Source organism: Flavobacterium sp. GCM10023249, from assembly GCF_042653365.1.
Lineage (GTDB): Bacteria > Bacteroidota > Bacteroidia > Flavobacteriales > Flavobacteriaceae > Flavobacterium.
Window position 1 is genome coordinate 373,055 of record NZ_JBHSHZ010000009.1, and the last position, 20,881, is coordinate 393,935.

The following is a 20,881-nucleotide window of genomic DNA, read 5'->3' on the forward strand; positions in this document are numbered from 1 at the left end:
GACTGTCTCACATCCCATGAAATTATTTTTTGATTACTTTAAACAGTTGAACATTTCTTTCTGAATATACTTTGATCAGATAAGTAGATGAAGCGAACTCGTTAAAATCGACTTGTACTGTATCTCTAGTAACATGCAATACTTTCAATTGCTGACCTAATAAATTATAAAACTCAACTTTGGTAATAGGCTCTTTAGCAGAAATGGTCAGAAGATCTGTAACCGGATTAGGATAATACAATAGACCCTTGATTGTAAAATGATCTGTATCCAAACACGGTCCTTGAGCAAGTACTGCCATTCTTGGTCCCTCGCAACCATTCACTGTTTGCGATACATAATAAGTCGTATTGGTTACTGCGTTTGTTGAAGTTGGTAAAACATTACCTAAAGTTGCTGCATCGTACCATGTAAAAGTAGCACCAGTCTCTCCGTTAACTGAGAAATCAGCAATTGTACCTGTCAAACATGAGTCTTGTGTTCCTGAACCAGAAGGAGCTTGAACATTAACTACTGTAGCAGTTACGGGTATCCTTGCAGATTCACAGATTTCATCAAAGTTCAAGTTATGAAAGCAGTTTGTTGTATTCGCTGTTGTAACAATAGCATCATTTATTCCTGACACATTACCCGTTAATCTAAGTGGACCACTAGTTGGATAAGATATTACAGCTGTACTGTTCCCCAATGTATTGGTTGTAGTCGCTAATCCATAAGTCGCTAGTAAACGATAATCTTTACCCACTGGAATAGTATAATTAAGCGTAACTACTTGTGAAGTCGTACCTACAGTTCCAGTCACTAAATTTGGAGTAAAAGTTACTGGAGTAGTTCCAGAAACTACATTTCCCGCAGCATCAAACAATGTAATAGTGATTGGTGTTAATGCAGCAGTATTTTTAGGATAGACAGTAACCGTTTTTAATTTTAAAGTATTAGTTACATCGAAAGCGATACCTTTGAATAAAGCCGTTGAAGCTGCTATACCTGTGTATGCATTTGTATTTACCGAACCAGCCGATTCAGAACCTGAAGAAACATAATAAGTAGTCGTTGAAGAAATGTTCGGACTATAGGTTGTACCTGTAGCAACAATTGAACCTCCATCCTGTGCATCATACCAATTTAAAATTGTACTTCCTGATGCTGTTAAGTTCGCAACTCCACTACTACATATTGAAGCACCATTCACAACAGCTGTTGATGTTGAAACTGTAACCGTTACTGGAGTTGAAGTACCTGTATTTGAAGAACAAGTCACATTACATCTGTACATTGTATTGATAGTTGGCATAGCGGTATAAGTTGCGGCTGTTGCTCCAGAAATACTATTCCACAATCCTCCACCATTTACTGAACTTTGCCATTGATAAGTGACGTTGGCACCTGTTGTAGCTGTTGCTAAGCTCAATACGGTTGATTGACCTGAACAAACCGAAGATGAAGAAGCAATCGTAGCACCCGGAGCTGGTGTTCCTGAACAAGCAACACCTTCTGCAAAGGCATAATTCCCTAAAAACCCAGCTGTTTGGGGAGTAGCTAAATAAAGAGTTGGCATGTTTGGCGTTGCAGAATAAGCTTGCTCGAATGTGGTAGCTGAAATTGGCGTTGAAACCAAATTGTAAATTCCAGTATCGGTAGCTGAGTGCACAATATTATTTAAAGAAGTAACGGCAGTTGATCCAATTCTTACATTATAACTAGTAAAATTACCAGCAACTCCTACTCTTGAAACTTTCCATCTGTCAGAACTTAAATTCGAACCATTTGTTGAATTGATTGACCCCGTATTGGTATCAAAAGCCTCGGCCATTAATTCAACACCACCTGTAGAAGCAACTAATACCGGAAGATATTTTCCATTTTTACCTACAGGAAATAATCGGTAATTTGTAATTGTACTGTCGAATCGGTTAGCATGAACACAAGGGCCATCGATATGAGTCGTATTACTACCACCGTTTGCAGCACTAAATGTACCTCCGTTAAAAGTAGATCCCATAACATCCTGGATTCCACAATAAATAGGATAAGCAGCTGAAGTATGTAAAATTCCATTGGTTAAGGTAACAGATCCCCAAACTTTGAAATTAGGCACTTGCAAAGTAATCCCCGAAGGATTCGTATTATTGATTGTTAATGATGATAAAGCATATCCATTCGTTGGACCGTTTGTTAATGACCACTGATTGGTAGACCATACTCCTGAACCTGAAATAGTCTGCGCTAATGTAGTTGGTACTGCACTTCCATTAATGAAATTACCAAGATATAGACCTGTTCCAGCAGATGGAAAATTAATAGTTCCGTTATTTACAATATCACCACCTACGTAAACTGTTGCGTTAGCAAATGTCTTTTTGAACACACTTCCAGGTGTAACCGTTAATGTATTCTGAACATTCATGTGATAGTTATTGTTCACGTTGTTACTACTAACATTCATGAATCTTGTACTTCCGTTAGGGGCGTCTACCGTTAAGTTTCCTAAAGAAAATAATCCTCCCATTGCTTGGAATTGGCAATTAAATCCAGTAGAAACAAGCGCTGAATTTTCAGTTGAAACTCCATCACCTATTTGCAATGTATGATTCAAACCAGAAGCATAATGATTTGTCGAAGCGTAAACAAATGATCCACTTGATAGTGTATTAAATGGATAAAAATTCATAGCTAAAGGAGAAGGAGCACCAACTTGAATTGGTTCAGAAAGTGTGAGTTTTGTACCCGAAATTTCAGCTACAAAAGTCCCTGGTAAAATTCCTGCTCCACTCACTGGCATTCCTGGAATAATATTTGAATTAGAAGCCGATAAAATTGTAGAATAACTTCCTTCAGTCACCGCATTAAAAGTCAATGTTTGTTGAGCATCAATTGGAGATGTCGCTAAACCAGAAATTGGAGCAGATAAAGTAACTTTAGTTAATGTATTTTGATCAACATTACTATTGAATACCAAACCTGTAATTGTTGAACCCGGTTGAATTCCAACACCAGTTACTCCCTGTCCAATTGCAAGATTTGCATTAGCTGTATTCGCCGTAAGTACTATAGTAGAACCTCCATTCTTCATTGATGAAAACTGTAAAGGAGTGCCTGCTGGTATTGATGCTGATACTGGAGTTGATAAGGTTAAAGTAATTGGAGGAGGAAAACCTACAAATCCTACGCTAACGTTTGTAATCGTTGTACCTGGTGCAATATTGGCATGTCCAGAAACTACTTGCCCAACTTCAAAAAGGTTATAAGTGCCGGTTATATTAACTGTACTGGCAGTTACTCCTCCGTTTACTGTAAATGTTCCAGTGGTACCTGCCGTATTCAATGTATAGTCTCCGATAGAAGAACCCGAAATTGGTGTTCCTGTATTTACTAAAGGGTCTACCACTGTAATTTTTCCTCCTGTTAGGTTTAAATTTGAAGTTTCAATTTTACATGAAGTGCCTCCAAATGCAACAGAAGTTGCCGCATCACCATTATTATTACTGTCGATTATAATGTCTCCACCAGTTTGGTTAAAGAAACTTCCTGTTTTATGTGCAACAAAACCATTTAATTTTAAATTCCCGGCAGTCATAGTATACGTACCGTAATTGTAAAATGCCGAATTATTATTTGTGCAACCAACCGTCATTGTTGATGAACCTGCATTGTTGGTTAAAGTACCTCCTTTTGCAATAATTACACCCGCAACATTAACTGTTGAAGTCACAGTTACATTGTGTCCATTAGCAATTGTTGCAACAGTAGTACATGAAGGAACTACACCACCAACCCAAGTTGAAGGAGTATTCCAGTCACCTGAAGTAGCTGATACAATTCCCGTAGATGTTGTTAAAAGCGAAGAATCATTCACTCCTACATAAATTGGAGCGGCTGTTAAACTTGTAAAAGGCAATCCTTTTCTGAAAGCAAAAGGTTGGGCCGTTCCGTCTTGATGAGTACCCGTTAAAGCGGCTGATGCATTCATTATTCTTGAAGAGCCATCAATGGCTTCAAAGGCTCCGTTTGCATACACCCCTACTCTGTTGGTAGGCGTTGTTGCGTTTGGCGCATATACTAGAACTGGTCCTGCAGGAACAGCATTGCTATCTGGAGTTGAAAAAGTCCAATTACCATTGTATCTTTTGTTAATGGTATAACCGCCATCGGCAATTGAAAGACTTCCGCTTACTGTTGAGGCATCTGTATAAGTTACTGCTACTTCACCTGAAGTTGCTGGTGTAGCATCCGGTAATAAATACAAAGATCTCTCTAAACCTGAATTACTGATAAAAGGATACCAAAAAGGTTTTGCATTATTATCAGTTCCTGGATACTCTGTCCCGACTTGAACATCTTTTGTATTGGCCGCTGCTATCCATCTAGATATCATACCATTTGTAAATCCATTTCCAGGAGGTATAACGACATTACTCCCTAGTATTGACCCAAAATTCCCAAGAACCAAACGATTACCGGAAGTAACATTTATTCTCCCGTTGGTTAAAAATATCCCTCCGTTAATTCTAACACCGTTGACATTCCATATTACATTAGAAGCAGCTGTAGCAGTGTTATTCACTTCCAATTGATTTAAAACTCCAGCTCTGTTGCCAAAAGCATTCGTTCCTGGAGCTGATCCTCCCATAAAACCAGATGGATCAACAGTTATAGTTTGAATTAATGAACCATTAAGTGCTACTCTACCTTGAAAAGCTGTGGTAGAACCAAAACTACTATCAAATCGGGCACCGGCAGCAACATCCAAATTATGTCCTAATTTTAAATATTTACCATTAGTACCATCGTGGTTATTAAATCGCGCACCACCAGCAGCTAAGTTCAAATCATTACTAATCGTAAATTCATCCATTACTGTACTGATAGCGAACTGTGTTAATGTATTAATTCCAGCAAGAATTAAATCGGAGCATCCTGAATATCGTGAATCAATCATCACTACTTCATTGTCATTATCTAGAATTACAGTATCTGCTGGTGTTGGAACTTTTCCTCCATCCCATGTACTTGTTTGTGACCACAATCCAGATTGAGCACAAGTGATTTCTTCTGGTATTCTAGAAACAAGAGATATATTATCGATGGCTGCCGGAGGAAGTGTTCCAACGGAAGTATTGTTTGTCCACACGAAAATCAACCTGAAAGTTGTTCCTGCAAAAGACTTAGGAACAAAGGCTGTTGTTTTTGTTGTAGCTACTTGCGGATTAGAATTGAAAGAAATCAATGTTGCTCCTGGCCATGAAACTCCATAGGCAAATGGTGCAGTTACCTGCGAATTGGTTCCTACAACTGATTGTGTAATTGGTGCAGCCCATACTTGCCAACCTCCTCCTGAAGCTGGAGCAGATTTCACATCAAAAGTCAAAGTAATTGCCTTTTCTGCAGTTGGAACCGTTACATCCCGGTAAAAATATAAAGTTCGATTACTGGAATAACCTCCATAAGAATTGGTAATTCCATTATCATTTGTTATATAAGCTGCATTACCCGAAATTGCAGCCGAAGTAGCCGTAAAATTAAGTGTTTGAGCCACAGCAAGTGCGGTACCATTGATCGAAGCTTTGGACAAACCTAAAGTTGTACCATTAATACTGGCAACATAAGTATTAGCATCAATAAATCCCGGTATTGGAGCGATTGCCATACCGACAGATATTGTAGGATTGGCTGCAGCCAAAGTAACGGAATAAGTATTAGCTGCTATAGAAGCTGTTGTAAGTTGAATCGCGCCAACGCTGATACCTCCAGAAAATTTCCCAAAACCTAAAGTGATTCCCGAAGCGGTAGCAGTCGCATTTTGAGACAATGTTAATGTTGTTCCTGAAATACTTTGAACGAAAGTATTTATTGGGATATTTGCTCCATAAACAAGTTGTCCTTGCGAAATGTTGCCATTTGGAGCCGTAAGCGTAACAATCGTTGATGCAGTTGTTGTAGCACCAGTAGAAGATGTTCCTGAAGCCGCTGTCCCTATTGCCCATTTAATTGGACCTGATCCTTCATTAGCCACTGTCCATCCGTTTGCCCCGAATGTGCTACCTGAATTAAATCCGCCATCTGTATTCGGATTAATTAATGTAGTCTGTGCAAACAAACTATCAGTAAAACAAAAAAGCGAAGTAAATAGAAACATACAATGAAGTAGTTTATTTCGCTCTTTAGAAACAAAGTAATCGATCACTTTGTAGAGATGTAATTTTTTTTGCATAATCATACTTTTTCGGTTAGTAGTTGATTGCATAAAAATAATTCTACAAAGCATACATTAATGGGTTATGGCTTTGTCAATTACTGAATTTTAAAAGAAGAAAAAAGGCTCAAAACACCTATAAAACAAGGAATTAATAAAAAATTAGAAGAAAAATAAGAGTACCTACAAAACATGTGGTTTTATGGTATTTTGGCTACATTTTGGGCTGATTTAAGCCAACTTCAAATCGAAAAATCATCACTAAAAGTGTTAAAATAACTTTCATTTATAAAAAATAAAATCATCAATCAATTAAAACAAAAAGTTATAATTAATTACTTTTTAACTTAATTTAACAGAAATAAATTAAAAACTAAGGATTATAAATAATCGTGTTTTTCAATGAATAGTTCTACAGTGGAACAAAAAAAAGAAAGCCCCTCAAATCGTAAAGACTTGAAGGGCACAACTAAAAAACAAATTAAAAAAACCTATTTTTCGGAATAACAATCTTAATGCAAATGGATGATCATTATTCGTGCAGCGTAACTGCAATATATTATTATGAACTTTATGAGGCGAAACTCTTGTTCAATTCACTCTATTTTTAGAAAACAACAGGCACTTTTGATGTTCTATCAATGAACTATATCGAAAATATGTTACTAACAATAAATCCGAATCGATTCGTTTTAACTTTAAACTTTGTTAAGATAAAAGTAGTTATTGTTAGAATATTTAAATAGACGATGCCTTTTACAATTACTGAATTTCAAAAACAAAAAAGAACTCTAAAGAGACTATTAAACAAGGTATTAACAAAAAAAAAGCATGAAAATCAGAAGAAAGTTATTTTTAGTTTTCTGTAAGTATTTGGCTTCAAAAAAATAAAAAAATTATACTTTTTGTTACAAGTCCAAAGTAATAAAACAAAGTTTTACACTAAAAACAAAAAGTTGCATTTAACGAATAAAACAATTTTTTAAAACAAAAATCAAATATTTAAGGATAATTTATTCTACCTCTTCACTGACCGTTTTATCTGTTTGAAGAGTTTTAATAATCTCTTCTAATTTTACGATTTGAGATTCCGATTTTTTCTTGTAGACTATCAAAGCAACAACAAACACCAAAGAAACAATTAGAACAATCACAATTGCATACCAAAATTGAGGTATCGAATCTTCATATTTTTTTTGCTCCTCTTGCTCCTTTTGAAGTAGGGAATCACTAACCGAACTTCGTTCTTGTTCTTTAAGTTTAAGCTGAGTCTTAAGGTATTCAGAACGGTATTTTGTATACTTTTTCCATTCATTAATAGCAAGGTAATTCTCCGATAATCCTTTAAATATTTCCTGCTTAAGTACTAAATCATCAACATTTTTAGATACAACAAGAGCTTCTTCAAGAGTTTTTACCGCATCTTTATATTTACCTTCCATTGTATACACCTGAGCCAATCCCTTTTGTGCAAAAGCTAAAAGACTGCTGGCATTCATTTTTTTCGCATAAGCAATCGACTCCAAAAAACTTTTAGTAGCTAATTTTGTATCCGACATTAACAGATAGCAATTCCCCTTATTGTATTTTGCTATACTTATTTTATTAGCATTGTCTTTGGCTCCTTTATTAAACAATAATTCTGCAATACCTCGATCAAAATAATTATTAGCGATATCACAGTTTAATTTTTCTTTATAGATAAAACCTCTCACAATGTAATTCACACCAAGAAATACATGCACCGAATCACTAACGGGATATTCCAAACTTAACTTTTCTGCTTCATCAAGATACTGTATCGATTTGTCATAGACTTTCAGTTGATGGTATTGAATCCCGGTTTTATTAATGATAAGAATTTTGAGCAGTTTATCCTCACTTTGAGGTAATAATTCGTTCGCCTTAATAACATATTGCAATGATTTCTTATACTCCCTTTTGGAAGAATATCCGTCAGAAATCAATTTATACCCCCTAATTTTAATATCAATATCATCCCCGGCTTCTTTAACCACTTGATTTCCGGCAAGAATCACAGCGTCAGGATTTTCATACATTTTAATCGTATTGACTTTAATAATACTATCCAAACGCTTAGAATGCTGTGCTTGCGTTGACACAGTTGTCATTAGCATCAAAATAATAGCCAATACAGACAGATACCAATTTAGTATTTTGTTCGTTTTATGAATTAACGGCTTCTTTCTCATCTTTCAAGAGTTCAATAAACGTTATGGGAGCAATCCCTGTGATAGATTTAAAAACGGTAGCAAAACTGCTATGAGATGAAAACCCACAAGTTTCAGCCAAATAACTAATTTTATAATTGATGAAATTGGAATCTGATTTTAATTTTTTAACAATAAAATTAATTCGAAGTTTATTTATGTAGGTATTGAAATTAACGTTGTAATGTTTATTAATAACTTCCGATAAATACTTCGTATTGGTTTCAAACTGTCCAGCTAAAACAGCCAGAGACATATCTTTACTGGTAAATCGAGTAGAGTTTTCAAACTTTTTCAATTTAGTCAAAAGCAATTGTTCTGTGTCTTGAGGTACAAAAAATTTCTTACCAACCTCTTTCTTTTCAGTAAAACGAATAATAAAATTGTTTCTAGTGACCTCCAGATAACTGATAATTTCACTCAACCTTTTCTTTTTCCAGTACAATTTGGAGTAAACAAATCCACCTCCGACTATAATCAATACTAAAACAAAAAGTGCAACGTACAATTTGGTAAAATATTCATCCCGTTGACGCTGATAATATTTTTCCTGTTCCTTTACAATAAGATTAAAGGCTGTATTCACGGATTCCTGATCGGCATTTTCTAACTGAGCCTGTGTTTTTAAAAAAGCTTGGTGGTAGAGTTTATAATTTGTACTGTCATTCAAAGCAATAAAATTAGCCACCAACAACCTATTTGCTGTATCAATATAATATAGATTTTGTAGCTTATTTCCAATTTCCAATGCTTTTAGAAGAAAATTCGTTCCTTCTTGTGGAACTTTCTCATGAAACTTTATAGTGGCAAGTCCGGTTAAGGCATGAAATTCCGCAAAAATGTTACGTTCTTTTTCCTTATCGAGTAATTGCATCACTTTATTATAAAACGCCTTTGCCTTCTCATAATTTCCAAAACCAAAATTGATTCTTCCATTTACAATAAGATATTTTAAATTAAGGGATGGATGTTCTGCCAAAGTGGAACCGAAATCATTCTCTTCCTCACTCAATTTTTCAAACGCCTCTTTGTATTTTTGACGTTCAAGCAATAACGCACATTGCTCCAAAGTAATCGAAGTATGAAGAAAACTTTTAATCTTTCGATCTTCAACCAATGCAATTTCCTCTTTGGCAAGTAAAAGATACTTTTTCGCTTGTTTATCAAGGTACAATGTTCGCAAAACAATCGATTTTCCTATCAATATCTGAATTCTGTCAAGTGGAAGAATTCCCGAGGCATTTTCATCTGCTAAATACAAATAATTAAGCATGTTGTTATGATCGCCTTTGACTTTATACGTTTCCGCAATTAAGAAATGAATTCTTGTCCTTTCCGCTTCAGATATATTTCCTTTTAAAAGATGCAAGGCAATCTTCAAAGCCTCATCTGGCTTAGAATAAATCAAATCATTCGATTCTTTATACAATGCCTCTCTTTTTATATAATCCTGGGCAATGATTTCATCATAACTGAACAAAAAAATCAGATTGATTAATATCAAAAAGAAAAGTGAAAACTCTTTATCTCTCATTGGAATAGGTTGCTGATAAATCTAAACTCATTTCATAAAATGTCATACAAATGTATCTATTTAAAGAGTTACACAAAACGCTTTGAACTCCCCTTGAATAGTTGCCAAAAAAACGATTTTGATTTTCGTTTAAATTTAACTAAAAAAACACGAATTCAATCAAAAACAATTAAATTTTATAAATAATTGATTACAAAAACCATTACTATCAAAAAATAACGAACCTACTCTTTTTTGTGATTTTTAATCGCTACATTTTCATCTTGATTTAACGATACATTAACATATTTTCAAAATTAAAAGGGGCAACTTTACTCTATATTTTAACAGATTCCAATCCTAATGAAAAAAAAGTTTCTTTTCGCCATATTACTGTTAATAGTTAATTACTCACTTTTTTCTCAGGAGAAATATACACTGAGTGGAGTTGTTACAGATACCAAAACCAATGAAACACTCATTGGAGTTTCTATTTTCATTAAAGAAACAAACACAACTTTGTACACCAATGAATATGGTTTTTATTCTATTACGCTTCCCTCGGGAAACTACGCTATTGAACTCAGCGCTTCTGGTTACAGCTCATTAACCGAAACAACCGTTTTAAATCAAAACACACGTAAAGACTTCCATCTAATAGAACTGAACAAGCAAATCAAACAACTTGATGAAGTTGCAGTTACCGGAAAAAACCGAGCCAATATTCGAAAACCTGAAATCAGCGTAAACAAATTAAGCATTCAAACCATCAAACAAATGCCTGTAGTTTTGGGTGAAGTTGACATCATCAAATCACTACTTTTTCTTCCAGGTGTTACAAATGCGGGTGAAGGACAATCCGGTTTCAATGTTCGTGGAGGCGGTGCAGATCAAAACTTAGTCCTTTTAGACGAAGCTACTGTTTATAATTCTTCTCATGTTTTTGGCTTTTTTTCCGTATTCAACCCCGATGCCATCAAAGATTTGAAGTTGTTTAAAGGTGGTATTCCTTCACGCTATGGTGGCAGAGCTTCTTCTGTACTTGATATTTATCAGAAAGATGGAAACAGTAATAAATTTGCTATGAATGGTGGTATTGGACTCATAACGAGTCGTATTCTTGCAGAAGGTCCAATTGTAAAAGAAAAAGGCTCATTCCTTTTTGGTGCTCGAGGATCGTACGCACACTTATTTCTAAAATTTACAGACAATGACAACAAAGCCTATTTTTATGATTTAAACACGAAACTGAATTACAAACTAAACAACAACAACAACTTATACCTTTCAGGTTATTTTGGAAGAGATATTTTTTCGTTAAGTGAAAGTTTCACCAATACTTACGGTAACAGCACCTTAAACCTCAGATGGAACCATCTCTATTCAGACAAACTCTTTTCAAATCTGTCATTGATTTACAGTGACTATTATTACGGTTTAAAACTCGATTTCATTGGATTTAATTGGGATTCCGGCATAAAAGCCTACAACCTGAAATACGATTTCAAACATTATCTTTCCGATCGCTCTAAAGTAAATTATGGTGCCAATGCTATTTATTACAATTTCAATCCGGGAACCATCGAACCCATAGATGATGAATCATCAATAAACTATAGACAACTGGATCGTAAATATGCTCTAGAACCCTCTTTTTATATTGATGCAGAACATACTTTCAAAGAGAAAGTATCCATTTCATACGGTATGCGATGGAGTTTATTTTACCGATTAGGACAATCTACCATAAATTATTATGAAAACAATCAACCAGTAGTTTATGATGAAGAATTGAAAATCTACGAAAAAGCAACTCCAATACGAACCGAATACTTTGGGAAAAACAAAACCATAGCGAACTTCGGCTATTTGGAACCACGCTTTGCCATGTCGTATGAAATCAACAAGGATCAATCCGTAAAATTCGGTTACAACCGCATGGTTCAATACCTTCAATTAGTTTCCAACACTGCTTCTCCTACTCCACTTGATGTTTGGACTCCAAGTGACAATTATATTAAACCGCAAATTGCCGATCAAATCTCCTTGGGCTATTTCAGAAATTTCAACGATGACAACTATACTTTGGAACTAGAAACGTATTATAAAGGAGTACAAAACAGAATGGATTATATTGACGGTGCCGATTTAATTGCAAACGAAGCCATTGAACAGGTAATTCTCAACGGACGAATGCGATCGTATGGATTAGAAATGCTTTTTCGAAAAAACACAGGCGATTTCAACGGATGGATAGCTTACACATTATCGCGTTCGGAACAACAAACACCGGGAAGAACTGCAACAGAAATTGGAATAGCCAATGGTCAATGGTATCGCTCTGCTTATGACAAAACGCACAACTTTGTAGCAACAGCAAGCTATAAACTTAATGATCGATGGACATTTGGTGGTAATTTTACTTTCCAAACCGGTCAACCTGTAACATATCCATCTGGAAAATATGTCTTTGAAGATGTTGTAGTTCCGTACTATAATTCCCGAAATGAAAACCGTTTACCAGCTTATCATCACTTGGATGTTTCGGCAACTATGAAAACAAGACAAAAAAAAGACAAACGATTACGAAGCGAATGGGTGTTTAGTATCTACAATTTGTATAGCAGAAAAAATGCTGCATCCATCAGTTTTAGTCAAAATAGTGAAACCGGAAAAAATGAAGCCACACGCTTATCAATCTTCGGGATTGTTCCGGCAGTTTCTTATAATTTTAAATTTTAAACCATGAAACGATTTTTATTTATAATCACCATAGCAGCCCTTTTGAATTCTTGTCAAGACACAGTTGACATCCCTTTGGAGACTGGAAAACCTAAATTGGTAATCAACGCCGTAATCAAATGGGCAAAAGGAACGACAGGTGAAAACCAAACCATAAAACTAAGCCTTACTAATGATTTCTATAGTAACACTGTAGTTTTCGCCAATGGAGCGACTGTAACTGTAACCAACAGTTCAAACACGGTATTTAATTTCGTTGAAGATCCAGGAACCGGCAATTATATTTGTACCAATTTCCAACCTGTAATCAATGAAAATTACACACTAACCGTACTCTATCAAGGTCAAACTTATACTTCTACAGAAAAGTTAATTGCAACACCTCCAATTATTAATGTACAACAGCAAACTGTTCCTGGACCAACCGGAGCAGACGAAATTCAAGTGAAATACTTTTTTCAAGACAACGGTACAGAAAATAATTTTTACTTACTTGGGGTACGAAACTCGAAGAAAAAAGTACAGGAATACGGAGTGGTTAGCAATGAGTTTTTCCAAGGAAATGTAATGTTCGGTTTTTATGCCAGTGAAGTAGAAGAAGGAAATACATTAAAATTATCGCTTCAAGGCATCACCAATTCGTATTATAATTATATGAACAAATTAATACCGATTTCAAGTACCAATACAGGAAATCCTTTTGCTACTCCACCTGCGACACTTAGAGGAAATATCATCAATCAAACCAATAGCAACGAATATCCATTAGGTTATTTTGCTTTAGGGGAAACTGACACTAGAGATTATGTTGTCCAATAATTTCTTATTTTTGATACCTACTTTTACTCACAACCCTCAAATCACTCAATTAAATGTCTTCACATCACATTGTCAGAGACGACCAAGAACCTGCTTTAATTATTGCTAATGGTGCTGAATGTTCCCGCGATTTATTAGATCAACTGCTGGAATGGTCACCGTTTGTGATTGTTTTAGACTCTGCAATTGAACGTGTATTGAATTTAGGCATAAAAATTGACGTTCTCCTTGGAGATTTTGATCACGGTTTTGACCCTCAAATCTATAAGGAAAAACAATACCCTTTGGAAATCGTTCATACACCAGATCAAAACAAAACCGATTTAGAAAAAGCATTTGATTATCTTATTGAGAAAGGCCATAAAGCGGTAAATGTAGTTTGGGCTACAGGCAAAAGAGCCGATCATACTATCAGTAACCTGACCAATATTGTACGCTATAGAGAGGAATTAAAAATTGTTATTCTAGATGATCATTCTAGGGTATTTCTATTACCAAAAAAATTTGAAAAATGGTACACAAAAAATAGTATTATATCGTTAATACCAGTTGGGGAAGTTACAGGAATTTATTCCGAAAATTTGTTTTACTCATTAAAAAAAGACACCTTAACTATAGGATTTCGAACAGGAAGCAGCAATCATGTAACTGAAGACGGATTAGTCGCCATTACTTATGAAACAGGTCATTTATTATTAATTGAATCCCTAGATTAAACCACATGAAAAAATTAATCTCATTAACATTCTTACTGATTGCATTGGCAGGATTTTCGCAACAAACAGAAAAAATCACTTTCTCTCAATCACTGGATAAAGCAAAAACCGAAAACAAAAAAATCCTATTGTACTTTTCGGGCTCCGATTGGTGTGCTCCTTGTGTAAAGTTCAAAAAACAATTTGTTTACACAGATCAATTCCAATCTTACGCAGCAAACAACTTAGTCGTTTACAATGCTGACTTTCCAAGATTGAAAAAAAATCAATTACCTCCAGACACAACAAAAGAAAACGAAACATTGGCTGAGAAGTACAACAACAAGGGTTTATTCCCACTCATTTTGCTTTTAAATAGCGATGGAAGTATTCTTAAAAAATGGGAACATTTGCCTTCAGAATCATTAGAAACATTCATTGCCGAAATCAAATAAATCATGCTGACAAAAAGAGTAGCCAAATTAATGGGAAATCGATTCGAAATTTCGGTGATAGGTCCAGATGAAAATTGGGGCAACTCGAAAATTGAATTGGCTATTCAGGAAATTCAACGCATTGAAAAACTACTGACTACTTTTTCGGAAGAAAGCGTCACTTCACACATCAACAATAACGCTGGTATCCAAGCAGTAAAAGTTCCAGTAGAAGTTTTTGAGCTTATCGAACGAAGCCAAATGATTTCTAAAATAACACAAGGAGCATTTGATTTAAGCTATGGGAGTATCGACAAAAAACTATGGAATTTTGACACCAAAATGAAAGTGCTTCCCGATGAAGAAACTGCAAAAAAAGCGGTTGCACTCATCAATTACAAAAATATCATCCTAGACAAGGAAAAACAAACGGTTTTTCTTAAGAATAAAGGAATGCGAATTGGTTTTGGTGGCATTGGGAAAGGATATGCCGCAGAAATGGCAAAAAAAGTACTTCTCAAAGAAGGCGTGAACGACGGAATTGTAAATGCTTCAGGCGATTTATCAGCCTGGGGAACCCAAGAAAATGGAGAACCCTGGACGATAGGTATTGCTAATCCGAATCATCAAAATGCTATCTTTTCGACATTTAAACTAACGAATAAAGCTGTGGCAACCTCAGGAAATTATGAAAAATATGTGATTATTGACAATAAAAAATACTCGCATACCATTGATCCAAAAACAGGTTATCCCGTATCAGGTATAAAAAGTGTCACCATCATTGCAGAAAATGCTGAAATTGCTGATGCTTTGGCAACTCCGGTTACTGTCATGGGAATTGAAGTCGGAATGGATTTTATCAATCAATTAAAACACATCGGATGCATCATTATCGATGACAACGACAGAAAATATTTTTCAGAAAACATTAAACTAACCTAACACCCAAATACATGAAACTGACATCCTCACTTCTATTCATGCTTATTTTAAGTAGCTGTACGTCTGTTAAAGAATATCAAAAATCAAAAATCAATGATTCAGATATGGAATTGGCAGCAAGAAAATCGGAAAAATTCGAAAACACATTCCAACTTTATAGAGAAGCAAGCTCAGGTGCCAATGGTGGAAAAACAGGTGGAGGCTGCGGCTGTAATTAATTCAAGTAAGGAAAAAGATGAAAAGAAGAATAATTACCGCATCGGTATTGGCGCTCTTGCTCAATAGTCAAACTAAAGCACAAGAAAACACTAGTAGTGATTCAACCTCAGCTTATAAAAAAAATAAATTAAAAATTGAAGAAGTAAATTTCATCAGCAGCTACTACACTCAAAACGGCGATAATTCAGCAGTAACAGGAGGTGAAGGAACTGAAAAACTGACTGATATAGCCACTACAATTGAAGTGAAATTATCCAAATTGGATAAAAATCAAAACAAACACAATTTTAATTTTGAATTGGGTGTCGATTCCTATACCTCCGCTTCCTCAGACAAAATTGACCCTAATACGGTAACTTCAGCATCATACCAAGACGTAAGAGTTTATCCGTCTTTAAATTATGCTTTCCAAAATGATGAAAAGAACTACATTCTTAACGGTGGGATTTCAGGATCAGCCGAGTTTGATTATTTTTCAATTGGAGCCAATGCCGGATTCACAAAACTGTCAAAAGATAAAAACAGGGAGTTTTCCATCAAAGGAATGGCCTTTTTTGACACTTGGAAAGTAATACTTCCCGTCGAATTAAGGAACAATCCATCCGACAATGAAGCAAAACACGGAGATAGCAAACCGAGAACATCTTACAACTTAGGATTGACTTTTTCACAAGTAATCAATAAAAACCTTCAATTAGCTTTGATGACGGATATAGGCTATCAAGAAGGTTTGTTAGCAACCAAATTCAACAGGGTGTATTTTAATGGTGGTGATGTCGCCTCAGAAAAACTGCCAAGTACCCGTTTTAAAATTCCTTTCGGCGCTAGGTTGAATTATTTCCTTGGTGATCATATTGTATTACGTAGTTATTATCGTTATTACCAAGACAATTGGGACATCAAGTCGCATACTTTTGGTTTTGAACCGACAGTCAAACTGACTGCTTTTTCATCACTATCAATCCCTTATCGATTCTATACACAAAGTGCTGCCGACTATTTCAAACCTATATTGACACATCAGCTGGGTGAAGAATTCTATACAAGCGACTATGATTTATCGGACTTCAAAAGTCACATGATTGGAATGGGGTATAAAATTACCGACTCCGACAAAGGAATTTTTGGTGTCAAAAGAATCAATACTTTCGAAATTCGCTATGGGTATTACACTAGAGATACCGGTTTGAACTCACATATTATTACTCTTTTGATGAAATTCAAATAACCGTTTATACTTACCTTTGTTCCTTAAAATCTTTACCCAGAAATGAAACCCAAAATTATCACAGAAAAAAAGAATTTGCATCCGAGAAATCCGCATCGGTTTGGGTATGATTTTAAGGAATTAACGGTACGTTATCCTGAATTGGAAAAATTTATTCAAACGAATAAGTACAAGACTGAAACTGACGAAAAAACGATTGATTTCAGTAATCCGAATGCAGTAAAAGCATTAAACAAAGCTTTATTAATGACTGATTACGGAATTCAGTATTGGGACATCCCTGAGCAAAATCTTTGTCCACCCATACCCGGAAGAGCAGATTACATCCATTATATTAGTGATTTGTTGGCAGAATCCAACAAGGGAGCTATTCCCGAAGGAACAACGGTAGAAGGATTGGATATTGGTATTGGAGCCAATTGTATTTATCCAATACTTGGTAACAAAGCCTATGGTTGGCGTTTTGTTGGGACTGACATTAATGAAAATGCGTTACAAAACTGTAAAAAAATCATCCATAACAATCCGGCATTAATCGATGCTATACGTCTTCAAAAACAATCGGAATCCAGATTTATTTTCAAGAATATTATTGCTCCGGAAGACCGCTTTTCTTTTACCATTTGCAATCCACCATTTCATGGATCTGCGGAAGAAGCCAACAAAGCGACTACCCGAAAAAGCAACAATCTTCAAAACGCGAAAACAACAAAACCAATATTAAATTTTGGCGGTAAAAATGCAGAATTATGGTGTGAAGGTGGTGAAATAGGCTTTCTAACCCAAATGATTTACGAAAGTGTGAAATACACAAATCAAGTGCTTTGGTTCACAACTTTGGTTTCCAAAAAAGAAAACCTCAACCGTATTTACAAACTATTAAAAAAAGTCGGTGCCGTAACTGTCAAAACCATTGATATGGCGCAAGGCCAAAAAACAAGCCGAATCGTAGCTTGGACTTTCTTAACCGAAAAACAGCATCAAACCTGGAAGTTTTAAAAAATTATGAATCCATTTTGCATCTTTTTTATTATTTCAAAGTCTTATAGGTATAACTTTTAAATTATAATAAAATGGAAAATACTGAAAATTGCGTTTGTCAATGCTCAAATTGTAACGATGGAAATTGCAGCGATTGTACTTGTGAAAACTGTACTTGTAAAAATTGCAACTGCTAAATAATGCAAAGCCCAAAGCTAATTTAGCAATGGGCTTTTTTTAATTTTATACCAAAGAACAATGGAAACAATAGATATTTGGAAACAGTTTTCAGAAAACTTAAAAGGATATATCGTAAGCAAAATAAAAGACACTGAAATCACCAAAGATTTACTTCAGGAGGTTTTTATAAAAATCCATCTCAACAACCATAAACTTAAAAATACGGATAGTCTGAAATCCTGGGTTTTCAGTATTACACACAATACCATCATTGACTATTTTAAAAGTCAATCCAAACCGATTCCTGTGCTCGAATTACCCGACAATGAAGAAACCAACCATCATTCGGCCGAAAATTGTATTATACCTCTGATCAATCATCTCCCAGAAAAATATAAAGAAGCCTTACTCCTAAGTGAAATAAAAGGTAAAAAACAACAAGAAGTCGCAGAAATTTTAAATATAACGCTTCCAGGAGCGAAGTCACGAATTCAAAGAGGGCGAAAATTATTGCAACAAGGATTAATAGACTGTTGCGATTATACACTGAACAACAAAGGTTTTTTAGTTGGTGAACATAAAGACAAAGAAAATTGCAAAGTATGCAACTAATGATTTTTAATAGTTATCTTTTTACTTTGTAACTTAGCACATCTGAACTTTTTGCAATTATAAACAATGAAATTCCAAGTCATATCCGATTACAAACCAATGGGTGATCAGCCTCAAGCTATTGAAAAATTAGCAAAAGGCATTATCAACGAAGAAAAATACCAAACTTTATTAGGTGTAACGGGGTCAGGAAAAACATTTACCGTTGCCAATGTGATTCAGGAAGTGCAACGTCCTACATTAGTGTTAGCGCACAATAAAACGTTAGCCGCTCAGCTCTACTCGGAATTCAAACAGTTTTTCCCGAATAACTCGGTGCAATATTTTGTTTCTTACTACGACTATTATCAGCCCGAAGCTTTTATCCCGGTTACAGGAACTTACATTGAAAAAGATTTATCCATCAACGATGAATTGGAAAAATTGCGTTTGAGCACTACTTCTGCCCTGCTTTCAGGTCGTCGCGATGTATTGGTGGTTGCATCAGTCTCTTGCTTGTATGGTATCGGAAATCCAGTAGAGTTTCAGAAAAATGTGATTTCCATCGAAAGGGATCAAACCATTTCACGAACTAAATTCTTACACCGATTGGTACAGAGCTTATATGCTAGAACCGAAGCTGATTTCACACCCGGTACATTCCGCATTAAAGGTGATACGGTAGAAGTTTTCCCTAGTTATGCAGACGAACCGTTCCGAATTCATTTTTTTGGTGATGATATTGAGGAAATCGAAGCTTTTGATGCCAAAACGGCCAAAGTGATTGAAAAATATTCAAAACTAAACATCTATCCTGCCAATATGTTTGTGACTTCACCTGATGTTTTACAGAATGCTATTTGGCAAATACAACAAGACTTAGTCAAGCAAGTTGATTATTTCAAAGAAATTGGCAAACATCTTGAAGCCAAACGTCTTGAAGAACGAACCAATTTCGATTTGGAAATGATACGTGAGTTAGGTTATTGTTCCGGAATTGAAAACTACTCTAGGTATCTTGACGGTCGCGAAGCAGGCACTCGTCCCTTCTGCCTTTTGGATTATTTCCCAGAAGATTATCTGATGGTTGTCGATGAAAGTCACGTAACTATTTCGCAGGTACATGCCATGTATGGAGGTGACCGAAGCCGCAAAGAGAATTTAGTGGAATATGGCTTCCGACTGCCTGCAGCAATGGATAACCGCCCTTTAAAATTCGAAGAATTCGAAGCGTTACAGAATCAAGTTTTGTATGTATCTGCAACACCAGCCGATTATGAATTGCAAAAATCGGAAGGAATCTATGTAGAACAGGTTATTCGACCTACCGGATTGTTAGATCCTATTATTGAAGTACGACCAAGTGCCAATCAAATTGACGATTTGATTGAAGAAATCCAACAGCGCTGTGAACTGGACGAACGCACTTTGGTAACAACACTAACCAAAAGAATGGCGGAAGAATTAGCCAAATACCTTACTAAGGTTTCCATACGTTGCCGCTACATCCACTCTGATGTAGATACTTTGGAACGTGTTGAAATTATGCAGGATTTACGTAAAGGAATTTTCGATGTACTGATTGGTGTTAACTTGCTTAGAGAAGGTTTGGATTTACCGGAAGTTTCGTTAGTCGCCATTTTAGACGCGGACAAAGAAGGCTTCCTAAGAAGTCATCGATCTCTTACACAAACCGTTGGTCGCGCTGCTCGTAACGTAAATGGTAAAGCTATAATGTATGCCGATAAAATCACTGCATCCATGCAGAAAACCATCGATGAAACCAATTACCGCCGTGAAAGACAAACGAATTTCAATACAGCTAACAATTTGGTTCCAAAAGCATTGAATAAAAGTTTAGGTAGTGCATTGAGCGGTAATTCTGTTTCTACGAAATATTACGAAGAAAAAATACTGAAAGCTGCCGAACCGGAAAGCGATTACTTATCAAAACCGGAAATCGAAAAGAAAATCCGCGACAAACGTAAAGCCATGGAAAAAGCGGCTAAAGATTTAGACTTCATGCAGGCAGCCAAACTTCGAGACGAAATAAAGGCACTACAGGAGAAAATTTAAAATAGGAAACCTCTTACTTTTTTGGTTTTTTTGA

At 35.5% G+C, this 20,881-nt stretch carries 13 protein-coding genes; 10 read left to right on the top strand and 3 right to left on the bottom strand.

The genetic code is table 11. From position 1 onward, the window contains the following. Positions 1–22 precede the first annotated feature (22 nt). The 3 genes from ACFO7M_RS08355 to ACFO7M_RS08365 form a co-directional block, all read right to left on the bottom strand. On the bottom strand, positions 23–6,211 hold the full coding sequence (locus tag ACFO7M_RS08355; RefSeq protein ID WP_379735077.1) for a T9SS type A sorting domain-containing protein: 6,189 nt from the start codon (positions 6,209–6,211) through the stop codon (positions 23–25). A gap of 995 nt (positions 6,212–7,206) precedes the next feature. After that, on the bottom strand, positions 7,207–8,406 hold the full coding sequence (locus tag ACFO7M_RS08360) for a tetratricopeptide repeat protein (RefSeq protein WP_379735079.1): 1,200 nt from the start codon (positions 8,404–8,406) through the stop codon (positions 7,207–7,209). After that, on the bottom strand, positions 8,381–9,958 hold the full coding sequence (locus ACFO7M_RS08365; protein WP_379735081.1) for a helix-turn-helix domain-containing protein: 1,578 nt from the start codon (positions 9,956–9,958) through the stop codon (positions 8,381–8,383). The genes ACFO7M_RS08360 and ACFO7M_RS08365 overlap by 26 nt, the downstream gene beginning before the upstream one ends. Before the next feature lie 342 nt (positions 9,959–10,300). On the opposite strand from ACFO7M_RS08365, the gene ACFO7M_RS08370 reads away from it, so the two are divergent. The 10 genes from ACFO7M_RS08370 to uvrB all read left to right on the top strand — a co-directional run bounded on the left by ACFO7M_RS08370 (position 10,301) and on the right by uvrB (position 20,847). Beyond that, entirely contained in the window at positions 10,301–12,679 is a 2,379-nt protein-coding gene (locus tag ACFO7M_RS08370) for a TonB-dependent receptor (protein WP_379735083.1), read from the top strand. A gap of 3 nt (positions 12,680–12,682) precedes the next feature. Continuing rightward, entirely contained in the window at positions 12,683–13,498 is an 816-nt protein-coding gene (locus tag ACFO7M_RS08375; RefSeq protein ID WP_379735085.1) for a DUF4249 domain-containing protein, read from the top strand. A 53-nt stretch (positions 13,499–13,551) separates the two neighbouring features. Further along, positions 13,552–14,214, top strand: coding sequence for a thiamine diphosphokinase (locus tag ACFO7M_RS08380; RefSeq protein WP_379714041.1), 663 nt, complete (start codon positions 13,552–13,554; stop codon positions 14,212–14,214). Positions 14,215–14,219: 5 nt separating this feature from the next. Further along, the gene (locus ACFO7M_RS08385; RefSeq protein WP_379735087.1) at positions 14,220–14,648 is read left to right on the top strand and encodes a thioredoxin family protein; all 429 of its coding nucleotides are present in this window, start codon (positions 14,220–14,222) and stop codon (positions 14,646–14,648) included. Between the two features lie 3 nt (positions 14,649–14,651). After that, positions 14,652–15,572 carry an FAD:protein FMN transferase gene (locus tag ACFO7M_RS08390; RefSeq protein WP_379735089.1) on the top strand — a complete coding sequence of 307 codons (921 nt, stop codon included), beginning with the start codon at positions 14,652–14,654 and terminating at the stop codon, positions 15,570–15,572. A gap of 11 nt (positions 15,573–15,583) precedes the next feature. Next, complete coding sequence (locus tag ACFO7M_RS08395) at positions 15,584–15,790, top strand: DUF4266 domain-containing protein (protein WP_379714048.1); 207 nt, start codon at positions 15,584–15,586, stop codon at positions 15,788–15,790. A gap of 17 nt (positions 15,791–15,807) precedes the next feature. Then, positions 15,808–17,019: a DUF3570 domain-containing protein gene (locus ACFO7M_RS08400; RefSeq protein WP_379735091.1), complete on the top strand. Its 1,212-nt coding sequence runs from the start codon at positions 15,808–15,810 to the stop codon at positions 17,017–17,019. Positions 17,020–17,061: 42 nt separating this feature from the next. Next, positions 17,062–18,018 (top strand): 23S rRNA (adenine(1618)-N(6))-methyltransferase RlmF, encoded by a 957-nt coding sequence (rlmF, locus tag ACFO7M_RS08405; RefSeq protein ID WP_379735092.1) that lies wholly within the window; start codon positions 17,062–17,064, stop codon positions 18,016–18,018. 240 nt (positions 18,019–18,258) lie between these two features. Beyond that, positions 18,259–18,792 (top strand): sigma-70 family RNA polymerase sigma factor, encoded by a 534-nt coding sequence (locus ACFO7M_RS08410; RefSeq protein ID WP_379735094.1) that lies wholly within the window; start codon positions 18,259–18,261, stop codon positions 18,790–18,792. A gap of 66 nt (positions 18,793–18,858) precedes the next feature. Then, on the top strand, positions 18,859–20,847 hold the full coding sequence (gene uvrB / locus ACFO7M_RS08415) for an excinuclease ABC subunit UvrB (RefSeq protein ID WP_379735095.1): 1,989 nt from the start codon (positions 18,859–18,861) through the stop codon (positions 20,845–20,847). The last annotated feature ends 34 nt before the right edge of the window (positions 20,848–20,881 follow it).